At 67.5% G+C, this 15200-nt stretch carries 16 protein-coding genes and 3 pseudogenes; 11 read left to right on the top strand and 8 right to left on the bottom strand.

Features of this window, described 5'->3' with window-relative positions:
- Positions 1-238: 238 nt before the first annotated feature.
- On the bottom strand, positions 239-1048 hold the full coding sequence (locus tag AOK24_RS04455; protein WP_063799394.1) for a hypothetical protein: 810 nt from the start codon (positions 1046-1048) through the stop codon (positions 239-241).
- Between the two features lie 1421 nt (positions 1049-2469).
- Here AOK24_RS04455 and AOK24_RS04445 point away from each other — a divergent pair.
- The 5 genes and pseudogenes from AOK24_RS04445 to AOK24_RS50190 all read left to right on the top strand — a co-directional run.
- Complete coding sequence (locus tag AOK24_RS04445) at positions 2470-2988, top strand: RICIN domain-containing protein (protein WP_055718743.1); 519 nt, start codon at positions 2470-2472, stop codon at positions 2986-2988.
- A gap of 99 nt (positions 2989-3087) precedes the next feature.
- Positions 3088-3351 (top strand): hypothetical protein, encoded by a 264-nt coding sequence (locus tag AOK24_RS48335; RefSeq protein WP_133258181.1) that lies wholly within the window; start codon positions 3088-3090, stop codon positions 3349-3351.
- Between the two features lie 125 nt (positions 3352-3476).
- On the top strand, positions 3477-4634 hold the full coding sequence (locus tag AOK24_RS04440; RefSeq protein ID WP_079056677.1) for an epoxide hydrolase family protein: 1158 nt from the start codon (positions 3477-3479) through the stop codon (positions 4632-4634).
- Positions 4597-4953: a hypothetical protein gene (locus tag AOK24_RS04435; protein WP_055718742.1), complete on the top strand. Its 357-nt coding sequence runs from the start codon at positions 4597-4599 to the stop codon at positions 4951-4953. The genes AOK24_RS04440 and AOK24_RS04435 overlap by 38 nt, the downstream gene beginning before the upstream one ends.
- 262 nt (positions 4954-5215) lie before the next feature.
- Positions 5216-5353: pseudogene (locus tag AOK24_RS50190) on the top strand (Uma2 family endonuclease); the annotation flags it as partial.
- Positions 5354-5571: 218 nt separating this feature from the next.
- Here the strand turns inward: AOK24_RS50190 and AOK24_RS04425 are convergent.
- From AOK24_RS04425 to AOK24_RS04415, 3 genes are all read right to left on the bottom strand, one after another.
- Positions 5572-6666 (bottom strand): SPFH domain-containing protein, encoded by a 1095-nt coding sequence (locus AOK24_RS04425; protein WP_055718740.1) that lies wholly within the window; start codon positions 6664-6666, stop codon positions 5572-5574.
- 27 nt (positions 6667-6693) lie between these two features.
- Complete coding sequence (locus AOK24_RS04420) at positions 6694-7131, bottom strand: NfeD family protein (RefSeq protein WP_055718739.1); 438 nt, start codon at positions 7129-7131, stop codon at positions 6694-6696.
- Positions 7132-7420: 289 nt separating this feature from the next.
- Complete coding sequence (locus AOK24_RS04415; protein WP_133258180.1) at positions 7421-8098, bottom strand: hypothetical protein; 678 nt, start codon at positions 8096-8098, stop codon at positions 7421-7423.
- A 387-nt stretch (positions 8099-8485) separates the two neighbouring features.
- Between AOK24_RS04415 and AOK24_RS45390 the strand changes: the two are divergent.
- A pseudogene (locus tag AOK24_RS45390) lies at positions 8486-8829 on the top strand (ISAzo13-like element transposase-related protein); the annotation flags it as partial.
- 226 nt (positions 8830-9055) lie between these two features.
- On the opposite strand, the gene AOK24_RS04410 reads toward AOK24_RS45390, so the two are convergent.
- Genes AOK24_RS04410 through AOK24_RS04400 form a run of 3 tightly spaced genes read right to left on the bottom strand, consistent with a single transcriptional unit; the run spans position 9056 to position 10316 of the window.
- Positions 9056-9736, bottom strand: coding sequence for an EamA family transporter (locus AOK24_RS04410; RefSeq protein WP_055718737.1), 681 nt, complete (start codon positions 9734-9736; stop codon positions 9056-9058).
- The gene (locus AOK24_RS04405; RefSeq protein ID WP_159051792.1) at positions 9727-10059 is read right to left on the bottom strand and encodes a DMT family transporter; all 333 of its coding nucleotides are present in this window, start codon (positions 10057-10059) and stop codon (positions 9727-9729) included. The genes AOK24_RS04410 and AOK24_RS04405 overlap by 10 nt, the downstream gene beginning before the upstream one ends.
- 47 nt (positions 10060-10106) lie before the next feature.
- Positions 10107-10316 carry a hypothetical protein gene (locus tag AOK24_RS04400; protein WP_055718735.1) on the bottom strand — a complete coding sequence of 70 codons (210 nt, stop codon included), beginning with the start codon at positions 10314-10316 and terminating at the stop codon, positions 10107-10109.
- A gap of 106 nt (positions 10317-10422) precedes the next feature.
- On the opposite strand from AOK24_RS04400, the gene AOK24_RS04395 reads away from it, so the two are divergent.
- Positions 10423-11349 carry a LysR family transcriptional regulator gene (locus AOK24_RS04395; RefSeq protein WP_055718767.1) on the top strand — a complete coding sequence of 309 codons (927 nt, stop codon included), beginning with the start codon at positions 10423-10425 and terminating at the stop codon, positions 11347-11349.
- Positions 11350-11578: 229 nt separating this feature from the next.
- Here AOK24_RS04395 and AOK24_RS04390 read toward each other — a convergent pair whose 3' ends face one another.
- Complete coding sequence (locus AOK24_RS04390; RefSeq protein ID WP_055718734.1) at positions 11579-12334, bottom strand: SDR family NAD(P)-dependent oxidoreductase; 756 nt, start codon at positions 12332-12334, stop codon at positions 11579-11581.
- A 128-nt stretch (positions 12335-12462) separates the two neighbouring features.
- On the opposite strand from AOK24_RS04390, the gene AOK24_RS04385 reads away from it, so the two are divergent.
- The 4 genes and pseudogenes from AOK24_RS04385 to AOK24_RS49550 form a co-directional block, all read left to right on the top strand.
- The gene (locus tag AOK24_RS04385) at positions 12463-12897 is read left to right on the top strand and encodes an Rrf2 family transcriptional regulator (RefSeq protein WP_055718733.1); all 435 of its coding nucleotides are present in this window, start codon (positions 12463-12465) and stop codon (positions 12895-12897) included.
- A 338-nt stretch (positions 12898-13235) separates the two neighbouring features.
- Positions 13236-14405, top strand: a complete 1170-nt coding sequence (locus AOK24_RS04380) for an acyl-CoA dehydrogenase family protein (RefSeq protein WP_079056675.1) — start codon at positions 13236-13238, stop codon at positions 14403-14405.
- A 1-nt stretch (position 14406) separates the two neighbouring features.
- Positions 14407-14954: pseudogene (locus AOK24_RS52625) on the top strand (acyl-CoA dehydrogenase family protein); the annotation flags it as partial.
- Positions 14955-15003: 49 nt separating this feature from the next.
- The coding region (locus tag AOK24_RS49550; protein WP_206191145.1) for a hypothetical protein at positions 15004-15200 on the top strand (197 nt) is incomplete at its 3' end.

Below are 15200 nucleotides of genomic sequence, written 5' to 3'. Positions count from 1 at the left end.
CAATGGGTCAGGACATGGGGACTCCGGCATGAGCACCCCGATCAGCGCGCGTACACGTCGCGCGTTCAGGTGGAACTCAGCCGGTGAAAGGGCTGCTAAAGCGCGATGAACTCTCACCTAAATACGGGAGTCCGGGACCCTCGAATGCCGACGATATTGGACTTTTCGAAGATATTCTGCGCCTCATTCCGATGCCCCCGACCGCTCGAGGTCGGGGGCATCGGAATGCTTGTCGCGCTCACTCTTCCTTCTGGCGCCGCGTGCTGCGGTAGACCATTTCATCCCGCACTGCGTCAAGGGCGGCGGACAGGGACCGTAATTCCCTGAGTCCTTCTTTCCGTGCACGTTTCAGCAGGGACGACGACTCCGGGGCACCCCCGTACATTTCCCGGGCGACCTTGCCCAGCACACCGGCACGACCAAGATCGTCAGCGCCAGCCGCATGACGCAGGGCCGACCGCAGCAACGGGAAATCGCTTCCGTCACCCCATGCCAGACGAAAGATCTCCGCACTGTTTCCCGACAGGTACGGGGTGACTGCGAGCACAGGAAGCCTGTCGGCTCGCGTGATCTGCTTTCCCGGAGTTCCGCCGTTTTCCCCGGGCTTGACGTTCAGCCGGTACCCGTTCCCGGCGGCGGCATCCCGGACCGCCCAGTACTGGATCTTCTTCCGCGTCACGATGATCGTTTCGCCGTCCCGGCGCACGTACTGCCAAGCGGACGGCTCACGGGTGGCCACCCAAACCGCCGCCACCTCGCACTTCTCCACGATCTCACGGAGCCGTTTCGCGAAGATCAAAACCGCGTCCTGCGTCACGTCGTCGCTCACGTCGTCGGTGCCGTACAGGGCGCGAGCGCTCCGCGCGACGGTCGCGCTCCCGTCCATGCGCTTGCGGGAACGGGTCGCGTCGACCGCACGGCAGTAGCGACGCGCGATGGTCCGTAATTCGGCGAAGTCTTCTTCTGTCACGTGTTTGAGGTCTTCCGCCGTGACCGGATCACTCTTCCGGATCACTGTATTTTCGGTTCCTGTGGTCTGATTTTCCATGACCGCATCCGATCATCCGGGGCGCCCATCACTCTGAATTGCGCCAGTAATTCAATTGTCCCGCCATTCCGGCACAATGCAACCCGAATTTGACAGTCACCGCATTTTGACCAGAGAAATTCAGAACACCCCGAATGATGAAAATACCGACCCGAAACGGGAGTGAATCGATCACGCGAGAAAAATGAATCAGGAGTCGAATTGGAGGGATAATGGGCGATGGAATCGAGAATAGTTAATTCCATGCGGAAAATGTCTCCTACCGGCGGCGCACCCGCCCACCCCACCGCTCGTCTCCTCAGGGACCCCTCTGGGTACTTAGTTGCGCAGGACGTCAGCAGGGATTAAAAGCCGTCTGACCTGCGACAAGGACGACTCCGGGGGCTTCCCGCCTAATGGGTACTGAGACAGGAATCGAGATAGGCACTGAGAAAGGAAGTCTCATCGGAAACCCCGAGAGCGATCCGATCTCCCAGCAAGAATGCATGTAGGGTGCGCCATCCCGGAACATCCGAGACTTTTATCGACCTTTCGAAAAGAGGAACCGGGCGCATTACCTGCTCCGCGCTGTCCTGTCTCAAGGTGGAGAAACGGCCAGCCATTTGCGCACCCCCACCCTGTCCGTCGACGTCCGGCGCACGATTCCCCGCCGGGTCAAGATCCAGGGCTTCGGCGCAGTCGGCGGGCGTCGCGCCAGACCCCCGTCCACAGGACCACCCCACACTCCATCAGGCAGCGAAACGCCTCTGGGCTTGCAGAAAGGCCGGCTCGCGGTACTGCTCGCCTGCTCCCAGGGGCCGCGTCAGCAGCCACATCGCGTCGGGCTGGGCAAGCGCGTCCGCGACCTTCCTCTGGGCCTCCGCCAGATGGACGAGCGCTGCACTTCTCGCAGCCGGATCCTCCGCTACAAGCCCGAGCGCCCAACCCAGTCGCTCGGCCCACGCACAAGCATCGTCCGCATCTGCACCTGCCTCTTCAGCCACGCACGGGCTCATCTCCCAGCGCGGTCGGCACGCCGGCGTCGGACGCGAGCAGGAACCGCCTGCTCTCTCTTCATCTCAAGTGACCACGAATCAAGTGACCACGAAACAGACGCCCGCCGACTATGCCGAAGCCCTGCACAGCCCCTCGCGTCAAAGAACACTCCCGCACGCCCAAAATCAGGGGGATTTTCCGTTCAGGCCTGACGAGGACACGACGGTTCGCGTCCGGTTTCCCTGTACTTAGCCGATCACTGGCCTGGACGGCCGAAAGGGTCCCTCCTGCCTGACACGATCTCAACCCAGCGGCAGCGAGCCGTTCGCGATCTTTGATGGCCGCCAGGCAGTGGGCGTCGGCGTTGCTGATTTCCGGTGCCATGGGCCATGGGAAGCTGACGGCGCATTACCGCAAGATCCGGAAGAGGCGCAGAGGGGCTAAGAATGATGATGTCGAAAAAGCTGGGGAAACTTTCCGCGCGTCGCGGATGGGCGGCGGTTCTCGCCCTCGGCCTGACGCTGGGTTTCTCGCTCTTCAACGCGGGCCCCGCATCGGCAAGCGTCATCGTGCAGAACACCTTGATACGCAACTGGGAAACCGGCATGTGCCTGGAATGGAATCCGGCCGGCAGCGACTACGTCATTACGGGAACCTGCAATTTCGAGACCAATGTGCAGAGATGGGATGTCGAGTTCCAATACCACGCCAACTACGATGTCGTCACCATCAAAACCCGCAGCGGCAAGGCCCTGACGTGGACCAATGACTTTACAAGTGTAAAGACATTGAATTACGCCGCCGGGTCGTCCAACCAGCAGTTCGCCGGGGTCGGCTCAAGCTGGGATCAGGTGCAGCTCACCGACGTCAGCACCCGGCACTGTTTGGACAGTAACCGCGTCGGCCAAACCTACGGACTCGGCTGCAACGGCGGTGGCTACCAGAAGTGGAAGCTGGGCTACTGAACCAGCCTGAGCCGAGGTGGGCCGCTATTGCGGTCCACCCACCGACGGACCGCGTGCGGCCTCTTGACGTCAACGGCAAGCCCCACCACTTCAGCGACCATGATCAAAATCCCGGCGGCGAGGCGGACGAATACCGCGTCTGGCCCACGAGCGCCGCTGTGCTGGAGCTGGAACGAGCGCTATGAGGCAGGGACGGCCGGGCCGACGAGCCATTCCGGCCATGGCGGGATCGACACCCGCTACGACGAACTGGACGTCCTGCTTGCATCCCACCGCCAGACGCCGGACGACGCGCATCGGCTTGTGGGTGAGGTGCGGTTCAATGCGGCGGGTCGCTACCGGGCCGAAGGACTCGACTACTGATGGGGAGTCATCTGGCCGTGATTCTCACCGAGGGTGACCAGCCGATCGGTGACGCTCGCCTGCCTGCTCTGGACGCGACGCTCGGCCGCGGCTGGCAGCGAATGGCCCGGCCAAGCCCTAGCTTGATCACCATGAGTGCCGACATCACGTCGTTCCGTATCCAGATCTCGCAGGCTGATCTGGATGACCTGCATGATCGCCTGGCCCGCACCCGGGCGCCGTATCCGGTGCCCGGCACCGGCTCCGACTGGAGCCGGGGTATCCCGGCGGCCTACCTCGATGAACTGGCCGCCTGCTGGGCGGACGAGTTCGACTGGCGGGCCCACGAGGCCCAGCTGAACACCTTTCCGCAGTTCCTCACCGAGGTCGACGGGCAGACCATCCACTTCGTGCACCTGCGCTCACCCGAGCCCGATGCCGTCCCTCTCCTGCTCAACCACAGCTATCCGACCTCGTTCGTGGAGTTCCTCCAGGCCGCAGGTCCCCTGACCGATCCGCGGGCCCACGGAGCAGACCCGGCCGACGCCTTCCACGTCGTCATCCCGTCGCTGCCCGGCTTCGCCTTCTCCAGTCCGCTGTCGGCACGGGGCTGGAACCTGGAACGGACCGCAATGGCGTTCGGGGAGCTGATGACCCGGCTGGGCTACCCGCGCTTCGGGGTCGAGGGCGGCGACCTGGGCGCCGGGGTGACCGGCCGCATCGCGATGCTGCTGCCGGACCGGGTCATCGGCGCACACACTCACGGAGACCGCCTCCAGCTCGGCATGGCCGGCGAAGACCTCCCGGTCCCAGACGGCCTCGACGCGGAAGAGCGCGCCGCCCTCGAAGCGGCGCAACGGGCCTGGTCCCAGATGAAGGGCTACCGGGTCCTGCACTCGACCATGCCCAACGCCCTGTCTGCCGGCCTGGCCGACTCCCCGATCCTCCAGCTGGCCTGGATCGCCGAGAAACTCGCCCAGTGGGCCAACCCCGCCACACCGATCAGCCGCGACGACGTCCTGCTCACCGCCAGCCTCTACTGGTTCACCCGCACCGGCCCCGCTGCGGCCGACTTCTACTGGGAACTGGCCCACGCCCCCGACAACGGCTGGGGCGACCCAGGCAACGTCCCGATGGGCTCCTCCCTCTTCTACAGCGACCCGCTCATCCGCAAAGTCCTCCACCCCGGCGGCGGGCCGTCCTTCCTCAGCGAGCACACCGAAGGCGGACACTTCCCCGCTTTCGAGGTCCCCGACCTGTTCGTCGATGACATCCGCGCCTTCTTCCGGCACCTCCGAAGCTGACACCCTCCTGATCACGGAACGCACCCTCGGCCCCCTGGCCGCCGCCCAGGCCGACCGCTTCCTCACCCTCGCCACCCACTCCGAACTGCACACGGAGGAGGAGCACCTGACCGAGGCCGAAGCGGACCTGGACGAATCCCTCGACGCCCTCCTGGACCAGAACCACGACCACCCCGGCGAGACGGGAATGACCACAATGGAAGCCCTCGCCAAGACGCCGTACGACTTCTCCCCGGCCCGCATCCGCTACGAGGAACGCGTCATCGAACTGCTCCACTCGGCGGATCAGGACGACGGCGACACCCCACGAAGCCGCTGACGGACATCGGTGCACGGGGCGAGCCCGACCGAAGCAGTCCGGAACAAGCGGAACCACGGTGCCCCCGACAACCGTTGGACACTGCTCGAAGGGACCCGAAGAGACCGCTGAGGACATGCTCGGCCATCAGTGCCGTCTCAAGGCGGTCCGCTCCCGGGGGCTCATCGTGCCGCCCGGCCGGATCGTGGCGACCCGAAGCAGGGCCCTCCGGCTAACGGCCGACTCCTTTCTCCTGACGGCCGTGATCGCCACGCTTTGTCCCATGACGGCATCGCCTGACTGGATGCGCTCGCCGCGGGAGGGAGGCTGGTTCGCGGAGGACTTGGACCGCCGTCCCGAAGCATCGCGGCACACCGAGCTGATCCACGGGCCCTTCGTTTCCATGGCGGCGCCGCACCAGATCAAGATGCAGCGCCGGAGGCAGTTCCGAAGATGTGGAGTGCGAGACATGGTCCCCACGCGGCATGCAGTCGTCGCACGGCGCGGGGGCGGGATGTGGAAGCCTCGGGCAGGAGGCGGACGGCGGTCTGAGGGAGGTCCGGAGGACACGGCACGTGCGGGACGGCCGGGGGACCTGGAAGTGTCGGAGCGGTTTCCGGCCTCGGCCCAGGAGTGAGCTCAGTCGCCGGACGTCTGCTCCCGGCGCGGCGCTTGGGGCGACATCGCGGCCTCGGCCTCCGCCTTGGCGTCGCTCACCGCGGCGGCGGCCTGCTTCCCGGCCTCGTCAGCAGCCGTCGCAGCGTCGAGTGAGACCGCCGAGCCCGCGTCGAGCTCGGGAACCCGACCGTTGCGCGGCGCGTCGGCGGCGTCCTCGGATTGCGTGGGCTGGGGACTGCCGGTCGTCGACTGGTCCCCGAACGCGCTCGTGACGGTCCGCACCGCCTCGGTCAGCTCCCCCGGGATCACCCAGAAGGTGTTGTTGTCGCTGCTCGCCAGATGCGGAAGCGTCTCCAGGTACTTGTAGGCCAGGACCTTCGGGTCGGCGTTGTTGCGATGGACGGCCTGGAAGACGAGTTCTACCGCCTTGGCCTCGCCGTCCGCCCGCAGGATCATGGCTTGTTGCGCCCCCTGTGCCTCCAGGATGTCCTTCTGTCTCGTGCCTTCCGCGGTCAGGATCTTGGCTTGCCGCTCCCCTTCGGCGTGCAGGATGGCCGCGCGCTTGTCACGCTCGGCCCGCATCTGCTTCTCCATCGCCTCCTTGATGGTGGCCGGTGGATCGATGGCCTTGATCTCGACACGGTTGACCCGGATGCCCCACTTGCCGGTGGCGTCGTCGAGGACGGCGCGGAGCCGGGAGTTGATCTCCTCACGCGAGGTGAGCGTCTCCTCCAGGTCCATGCTGCCGATGACATTGCGCAGCGTGGTCACAGTGAGCTGATCGATCGCCTGTAGGTAGTCGGCGACCTCGTAGGCCGCCGCCCGCGGGTCGGTGATCTGGTAGTAGAGCACCGTGTCGATGTTCACGACGAGGTTGTCCTCGGTGATCACCGGCCTGGGGTCGGACGAGTACACCTGCTCGCGCACGTCGAGTCTGGTATTGACGCGGTCCGCCACCGGCAGGACGAAGTTGAGGCCGGGTTGCAGCGTCCGGCTGTACCTGCCGAACCGCTCGATGTTGTAGCGGCGCGCCTGCGGGACGATCCGCACCGTGGAGGCGACAAGGAAGACGACGACGATGGCCGCCACGAGAGCGACGATGACAACCGGGTCCACAGTGCCTCCGTTGCTGTGTTCAGCCGTTCATGGAAGGAGTTCGCGGGGGTAGACGATGGCCGTGGCGCCTTCGATCTCCATGACGTCCACCAGCGCTCCCGCGGGGATCACCAGGCTTTCGTCGAGGGCGCGGGCGGACCACTCCTCGCCCGAGAGTTTGATCAGGCCGTGAGTGGCGGTGACCTCCCGCATGACCTCGGCCTGCTTGCCGACCAGCGCATCGCTGCCCTCGCGGATGAGGGGTTGCTGTGTCATGTGCCGCAGCGCGACAGGACGGACGATGACGAGACCCGCTGCCGCCGCAACCGCGAAGGCCACGGCCTGGCCGAGAGCGCCGACCCCCACACCGGCGACCACGGCGGTGACCAGGGCCGCACCCGACAGCAGTCCGAAGACCAGCGTCAGAGTGAAGAACTCCGCGGCCCCCAAGGCCGCGGCGGCGAGCAACCAGACGAACCACGGCATCGAATCGCCCTCCTCTTGGGGCCTTCTTTACCAAGCTACTCCCCATAGCGCTGGACAGGACAGACACCAGGAGTCACATTCGCGGTAGTCGTGGCGTGTGGCCCGATCGGTCGGGACGCACCTGCCGAGCGGAGGGCCGGGGTACGCGTGAGGCGCTCGGCCCGTGCGGCGGCGACCTCCTCGGCGCGGAAGTGCCGGGTGCGCGGATCCTCGACGCGCCGCCGAGCGACCTACTTTCATCCCGCCGCGCATGTGCGGGACCCGGCGGCCTAGTAGTGCTTCGTTAGGTCTAGGCGCTCGTGTTGGAGATGGCCTCGAAGGCATCCAACGTGCCGCGGCTCTCGGAGCCGCCCTCCTCGAAGAACGAGACCGGCTCCTGGAGCGAGAAGTGCTGGTTGATGAGGGGGAACGACTTGATGTCGGCCGCCCGCAGCGTGACGTACTTCGTCGGGTCCGTGTGCAGCGTCAGGGTGGTTTCACCGGTGGCCTTGTCGATGACTTCCACGGTGAGGTTCAGGTAGATGAGCATCTCCGAGCCGCCGTTGCTGGAGGGCCGCAGAACGCTCAGTGGCGTGAGCGTCCTGTTCGACGGCGTCAGGCTGATGATGGCTCCGCTGTCGGGCGTGCTCGGGCTGGTGTCCGCTTCCATCCGGAAGCCTTCGACCTCGAATGCGGCCCCGTCCTCCGTGGCGGTCCTCGGTGTGAGGTTGATGCCGCCCTTGAAGTCGAGGGAGAGCGTACCCAGGATGTTGAGCTTCAGCGGCACATTGGCCGCGTACATGCTGTGCGGGCTGCTGACGCCGACCGGCGGCGTGGGAATCCTCGCTCCGGTCACAGCGCCCGGAGCGAGAGCGGCGGCCTTCCCGATCTGTGCGTGTGCCGGTGTGGCATCCGCGATGGTCGAGGGAAGGGTGGCGGCAATCGCGAGGGCGGCGAGGAGTGATGCACTGCGCTTCAAGATCGTCATGCCGGGACCAACGACCTATCCGCCCGAACGGCACGGCAGCTGCGTTACGCGAGTGAGCAGGACTGCGAGCTGTAGCGACGGGCGCCGGTCACAGCCAGGTGGTGGTGGGGGGCGGGTACCGGTGATGAGCATCGCCAACCCTTGTTCGCCAGACGGGCGGTGCGCGAGAGGCGGGAGGACGAAGCTTGCGCGAAGTCGGTCAGATCGCTCATCCGCAGGGTGTGTCCAGGGGTACTCGAAGTGGGAGATGCCGGCGTCGCGCTGCAACTGGGTGTCCCGGAGGACCAAGTGGCCGTTCAACGAGAGCCGTAACAACAGCAGACAGGCATCAGCGATGCCTGGTCCTCCCGAACCACTACTGATTCTTCAGGGTGTGGTAAGCGCATAGGCGGGGTCCGGGCCGTCGCGCGTGCCGCAGAGGTGAGCGAGACGACGGAACGGAAGGGCGTCTCCGAACTGGAGGGCGGTGAGGACCCGCTGCCCGTTGGCCGGGCCTGGTTCGCTGGGACGGCGGCGGTCGCAAGAGTGCCGAGGAGTTTGACCCGCTGCTCGTTCCGATCTGTTGGCGCTGGTCGAGCCGGATGAGCGGGGCGATCCGATGCCGCCCCTGCGCTGGACGACCAAGCCGCTGCGGTCTCTGGCGGGGGAGCTGACCAGGCAGGGGGCATGCCGCTTCGGCGCCGACCGTGGGCAGGCTGTTGCGGGAGAACGGTTTCAGTCTGTCGGCCAACCGCGTCGTTGACCGGGACCATCGGCCGTGCCGTGTCGGCCTCCTCCCCGGACAGCGCCACCGGCGTCCGAAGGCCCGCTACCGCAAGACATCCAGCAAGTACCAGTTCCAGCGTGCAGACCTACACACTGGACTTCACGATGGTCAAGGATGGAGCCCACCATCCGCCCACCAACTCGGCCAACACCCACTGCTCGTCGGTGAGATCACTCGGATACGACTCGCGATCACTCACCCCGCCACCCAGGCGAACCCCGAACGCCCGACCGGCAGCGATACACCCACGTCACATCATCGAGCGATGACAAGCCGGACGGAAGATCACGTACCGCACTCCCATGGCCAGGCGCCGGATGGGAACTGCCCACCGCGACCGCCCTCTTCCCGACCCCTCCCGATGGCGGCAGCCGCTCACCGCAGGCCGCGCTGCCCGAGGGGCCGGAGCCGCGGCGGCGCTGATCGGCCGTCATCCCGATCGAGGCGGTGACGATGAGAAACGCCGCCAGCCACTGCGCCCAGGTGAGGTGCTGGTCCAGGAGGAGGAGCCCGACGAACGCGGCCATCACCGGCTCCAGGCTGACGAGAATGCCGAAGGTCCCGGCCGAGATGCGTTGTAGGGACGCGAGTTCCAGGGAGTTGGCCACCACGGTGCTGAGCACGGCGACGACCAGCCCCGCACCGAGGACCCGCGGGTCCAGGAACGCCGCGGGCTGCTCGACGACGGCGACGGGTACGGTCAGCAGCGCCGCCCACAGGGTCGCCGGGGCCAGGATGTTCCGTCCGCGGTAGTGGTGGCCCACGTGGGCGCCGATCAGCATGTAGGCGCCCCAACAGGCCGCCGAGGCCAGGGCGAAGGCGACTCCGACGGTGGAAAGCTCGTCGGTGGGCGCGTAGTTGATCAGGAACACACCGCAGGCAGCCAACCCGGCCCATGCGACGTGACGGTCAAGGCGCCCAGGAACTGGAGGGTGACGGCAATGCCGAGGGGCAGCCTGGCGAAGCTCTGGTAGATGGTGATGTTGACCGCGGCCAGGGAGGTGCCGAGCAGGACGATGAAGAACAGTGCGCGGCGGTCCATGGGCATCCGAGGACGCCGGTACAGCCACAGCAGCGGAGCGCCGAAACCGAACCGCAGTGCCGTGATCACGATGGGGCCCGCCAGCGCGAAGGTGACCTGCGCCGTGGCCTGGCCGCCCTGTATGGCCACGTTGCCGACCAGGACCATGGCCACGCCCGTGGACACCGACGACCGCGCTGACGCCGCGCCCTTCGGCACGCTCAAGTCCCCGGCACGGAGGAACGCCCCCGCGCCCCGGCGGGGGGATGCGCACGCACGGAAATCCTCACGGAGGCGGTCGTGAGGACCCTGGCCTGCAAGGACCCGCAGGCGCACCGGGTCCATACGGTCAGGCCGTCCTCCGTGCGGTGCTGGGAGACCGTCTGTGCCGGCTGGTCGTCCGGCCAGCCGCAGTACGGGCATGTGGACATGCCGGGGCTCCTCGTCCGGAGGGGGTGGAATCTCGGCTCAGTCTGGCCCAGGCCCTTCCACGCGGTCCAGGTTGGATAACTGCACGGAAACGTGTATGCCAGCTTCATGATTGATTTACGGCGGCTCACCGTCCTGCGTGCCATCGCCCACTACGGCACCGTGACGGCTGCGGCCGCGTCCCTGCACCTGACCCCCTCCGCCGCATCCCAGCATGTACGCCGGCTCAGCCGGGAGTTGGAGGTTCCGCTGCTGGAGCCGCACGGCCGCCGGGTGCGCCTCACCCCTGCGGCCCGCGTCCTGCTGCGCCACGCCGACCGGCTGGAAAACTATTGGCAGCGGGCCGAAGCGGAGCTGGCCGCCACGAAGGCGGCGACGCTGCAGGGGACGCTGCGCCTGGTCGGTTTCCCCACCGCCATCTCGGTCCTGTTGGCGCCCGCAGCCGCACAACTTCAGCGAGATTGGCCGCAGTTGACCGTCACCATCCGGGAGGTCGAGCCACGCGACTGCTTCGACCTTCTTTTCTCCGGGGACGCCGACCTCGCCGTCGTAGAAGCCACCGTCGACAACCCTCCGCTCAGCGACGAGCGGTTCGAGCAACACGCCCTTTTCGACGACCCCTTCGAACTTCTCACCCTCAGTGGCCACCGGCTGGCCGGGCGGCCGACCGTCACGGTCCAGGACCTCGCGACCGAGCCGTGGATCGTCGGCTTCCCCGGCAGTTCCGCCCGCCAACTCATCCTCGCCGCCTGCAACAGCGCCGGGTTCACCCCTGCCATCGCCCACCAGGCCCGCGAATGGTCCACCGTGGCGAGCCTTGTTGCTCACCGGCTCGGTATCGCCCTCGTTCCGCAGGCGGCGTCCCTGCCGCCCGACCCCGATCTGGCGCGCACCCCCCTTTCCGGCAGCGCCCGGCCGACCCGGCGGTTCCTGTCCGTCCTGCGCAGCGGAAGCGGCGACCACCCGGCCATTGCCACGGCCGCCGCCCTGCTCGACTCGCTCGTCCCCCGCCAGGGGCGACCCGACGGCCCGTGAGCGGGGGATGGGCATCGCCGTCGCGGAAGACGTCGCGTGGGCGCTGGGCCTCGACGTCGATGCCGCGCCGGCGCCCGGCCCGCTTGAAGCCCGAGCGGCGCTGGGCGAACGAGAGTCGCGCCGCCCGGCGGCAGCTTCGAGGGCCTTCTCCAACCGCCGACCCCGATCACCCCTGCCGCGCGCCCCGAAGACGCGATGCCCTCCGAGGCGCGCGGCAGAGGTCTCCGGTTCAGGCGTTGTAGCCACCGTGGGCATCCAGCACCGCGCCGGTGACGTACGACGCGGCAGGGCTCGCCAGGAAGGCGATCGCCGCGGCGATTTCGTCGGGGTGCCCCATGCGTTGCAGGGACAGCGAGCTGAGCAGGGCCTTGAGGGTGTCGGGGTCCGGCGGTTGCATGCCGCTGTCCATCAGTCCGGCTTCCACGACGTTGGCCGTGATGTCGCGGGGCCCGAGATCCCGCGCGACCCCCATGGTGTACCTCTCGATGCCCGACTTGGTCGCCGCGTAGTCGGCAACGCCCGGGACGCCGGCCCGGGAGCCCAGTCCGGAACTCACCGTGATGATGCGCCCGCCCGTGCGCAGCACCCGGGAGGCGGCCCGGATGACGGCGATCACGCCGAGGTAGTTGGTGGCGTGCATCCGGTCCAGTGCGGCGGTGTCGGCGTCCGGGTCGTCCACCGTACGGCCCTGCTCCACCGAGATCGCCGCGTTGTTGACGAGGATGTCCAGGCCGCCGAAGTGCGCGACCACGTCGTCGATCAGCGCCGGCGCCCGGCTCGTGTCCGCCTGGTCGGACTTGAAGGCGACGGCCTTGGCTCCCTTGCCGTGCACCTCGTCGACGACGGCCTGCGCCTGCTTCCCGGAGCTGACGTAGGTGAAGGCGACGTCGGCGCCCTGCTCGGCCAGCAGCCGTACGGTCGCGGCTCCTAGCCCGCGCGATCCCCCGGTGACCAGGGCGACCTTGCCCGTGAGTGGCTTGCTCATTCTTCTCACCTCGTTGAGTGACCCTTCCGGCAGTCGCAACGCTAATTGTTACGACACCCCAGTTGCAACCTTCTTTGTTACGACTGCGCTGTCGTAACATGAAGCGTTGCAGCCGAGAGCAGGGATTCATGAGCGCCAACAGCAGGTTGACCATCGCCGCTCACGCGCTGGCCTGGATCGGTCTCTACCAGCGCCAGGGCCATGAGGTCGCCACCTCCGAGCAGATCGCGACCAGCGCGAACACCAACCCCGTGGTGATCAGGCGGCTGCTCGGCGAACTGCGCAGGGCCGGGCTCGTGGAGTCCCGGCGGGGCGTGGGCGCGGGCTGGTCGCTGGCGCGCGAGCTGGAGTCGATGACCCTGCTCGACGTGTACGAGGCAGTGGAACCCGGCCCGCTGTTCGCGATGCATCGCACCACCCCGGACCAGGGATGCGTGGTGGGGTACGGCATCCAGCCGGCGATGCAGGGCATCTACGAGGGCATCGAGGAGACCCTGAGGCGCGAACTGGCCCGCGTCACGCTCGAGAACGTACTCCGGGACGTACTTGCGGCACCTCGCTAGCTCCAACGCCAAGGGCCTGGGCAAACTCCGCAGCATACGAATCCCGGGTACGGGGAATTCGGCGCCTCAATCAACGAAGATCGCCAGAATTTCACAAAGGTGACACAAGTGAAATTTCAAGATCATCCGTGCCGCATCAAATACCCTCCGAGGGTGATGGATTCAAGCCACACGCGACGCGAAACTTCTTCTATTTGATCTTACCTACCCCTGTTGACAGGCATTGCCCTGCCGCCTAGCTTCGGCTTTGCCGACCTAAGCTGCGATGGCTGGCGGCAAGTGTCGGCTGACTTCCCCCCACACACAGCAGCCCGCACGTCTCCGATCAGAGGACCGGCATGTGGTACCCCGCCAGTACAGATGAATCGGACTTACGCACCGCCCTACGCGAACTCCTGACCAGGCCCTTTGCCCGGGACGAGCTGGTGCGCGTATGGGCCGGGGATGAAGAGGAGTGCCCGCACCCCGCCCGGATTTACCAGGAACTCGGTGCCCGCCGCCTCCTTGCCCCGCACTGGCCGATCCGGTACGGAGGGCTCGGCCGCAGCGAGTACACCTCGGCCGTGGTCGCCGAAGAGCTGCCCCTGCACGGAATTCCGGACAGCGTGCGCGTAAACACCGTGGACAACGCCGGGAACGTGATTCTGCGCGCTGGTACCGAAAAGCAATGCGCCGAGTACCTGCCTGGGATAGCGAAGGGCGAGACCATCTTCTCCGTGCTGTACACGGAGCCCGACGTGGGCAGCGACTTGGGGGCGATGTCCACGCGAGCCGACGCCACCCCGACGGGCTGGCTCGTCAACGGGACCAAGGTCTGGAACGCCCGGACGTCGCTGGCGCAGTACGGCACCGTGGCGGCCCGCACCGGCAACGGCGGCCGGCGGAGCACATTCGCCGAAGTCGGCCTGTTCATCGTTCCGTTGGAGGCGCCGGGCGTACACATCGAGCGCATCGACTCGATCAACCACGAACACCTTTTCAGGGTGCGGCTTGAGGACGTGGCCCTGCCCTGCGAAGCGCTGCTGGGGCGCCCCGGCCAGGGGTGGTCCCTGCTCACCGAGGCCCTGGGCCTGGAGCGCGCCGGCGTCAACTTCGCCGGCAAAGCCCGCCGTTGGTTCGATCAACTGGCCACCGCGCTGAGAGCCCGCGGACAGCTGGCCGACGCCGGCCGGCGGCACAACCTGCGCCGGCTCGACACCGAGATCCGCTCGGCCAGGCTGCTGTCGTGGTACGCCGTACGCGATGTCGCGCTGGGGCGGCCCAATCCGGCTTCGTCGGCCGGCGCCAAGTGGTGGACCAGCGAACTCGCCCAGAGAGTGGCCCTGCTGGCCTGGCAGTTGCTCGGCCCTGCGGCCACCCGTCCGCACGACGACGCGTACTTCCCCGACCTGGCACACGCCGTGCGCGAGGCCCCCGGCCTCACCCTGGCCGCCGGCACCTCCGAAATATTGAAGGCCACGGTGGCCACCGACCTCCTGGACGGCGGCGACCCCTGGAAGGACGTCTGACGTGCCCTTCTCCTGTTCTTGGCGCAACCACCTGTCCGAAGTCCTCGCACAGACCTGGCCGTCCCGGACGGACGTCTCGGCCACCGAGTCACGCGCCGCCATGACCCAGCACGGCTGGCACGGGCTCTGCGTACCCGTCGACCAAGGAGGGCTGGGTCTGGGGTGGTACGAAGCCGGGCTGTTGGCAGAGGAGTTCGGACGGAAGGTGGTCCCCAGCGACGCGCTGGACGGCGTGGTCACCGCGTTCCACACCGCTCGCCGGGCCCCCGCATCCCTGGCCCCACTCCTCCGCGGAGAGGTGTCCGCCGGGCTCACCCTGTCTCCCGTCCGCCACGACGGACCGGACGCTCTCTACTTCTCCGACGCCGCCCCCGACCTCCTTCTCCTCCTCGACACCTCGGCCCGCCTCGTGGAGACCGCCGGGCTCCCGGCGGCGGAGAAGGCCCCGTGCGCCCCCCGAACCGTCACGGTGCACCTGCCGCACGACGCCCTTCGGCACGCGTCGGAACTCGGCCAGACCAGGGCGGCGGCGCTGCTGCTGCGCAGCGCNNTCGCCGCGGAACTGCGGCGGCTCGATGACAGCGCGGATCGCGACAGCGTGCCCCCGGGACTGGGGTCCCGGGCCGAAGGGCTGCTCGAAGCGGCCCTCTCCCTCGGGGCGGAGTGCGTCGGGCACGCCCTCCAGGTGTCCGGCGCGTCGGGGCTGGCCTCTGGCACCGTTCCGGCCGCGTGCCACCGCCTGCTGCTCACCGAAGAGGCCCGCAGCCGCCCCGCGGTCGCGGACCTGCCCCCGCC

Source organism: Streptomyces niveiscabiei, from assembly GCF_001419795.1.
Taxonomy (GTDB): Bacteria; Actinomycetota; Actinomycetes; order Streptomycetales; family Streptomycetaceae; genus Streptomyces; species Streptomyces niveiscabiei.
Note: the sequence above shows the minus strand (reverse complement) of the source record. Positions and strands in the feature narration are given on the sequence as shown.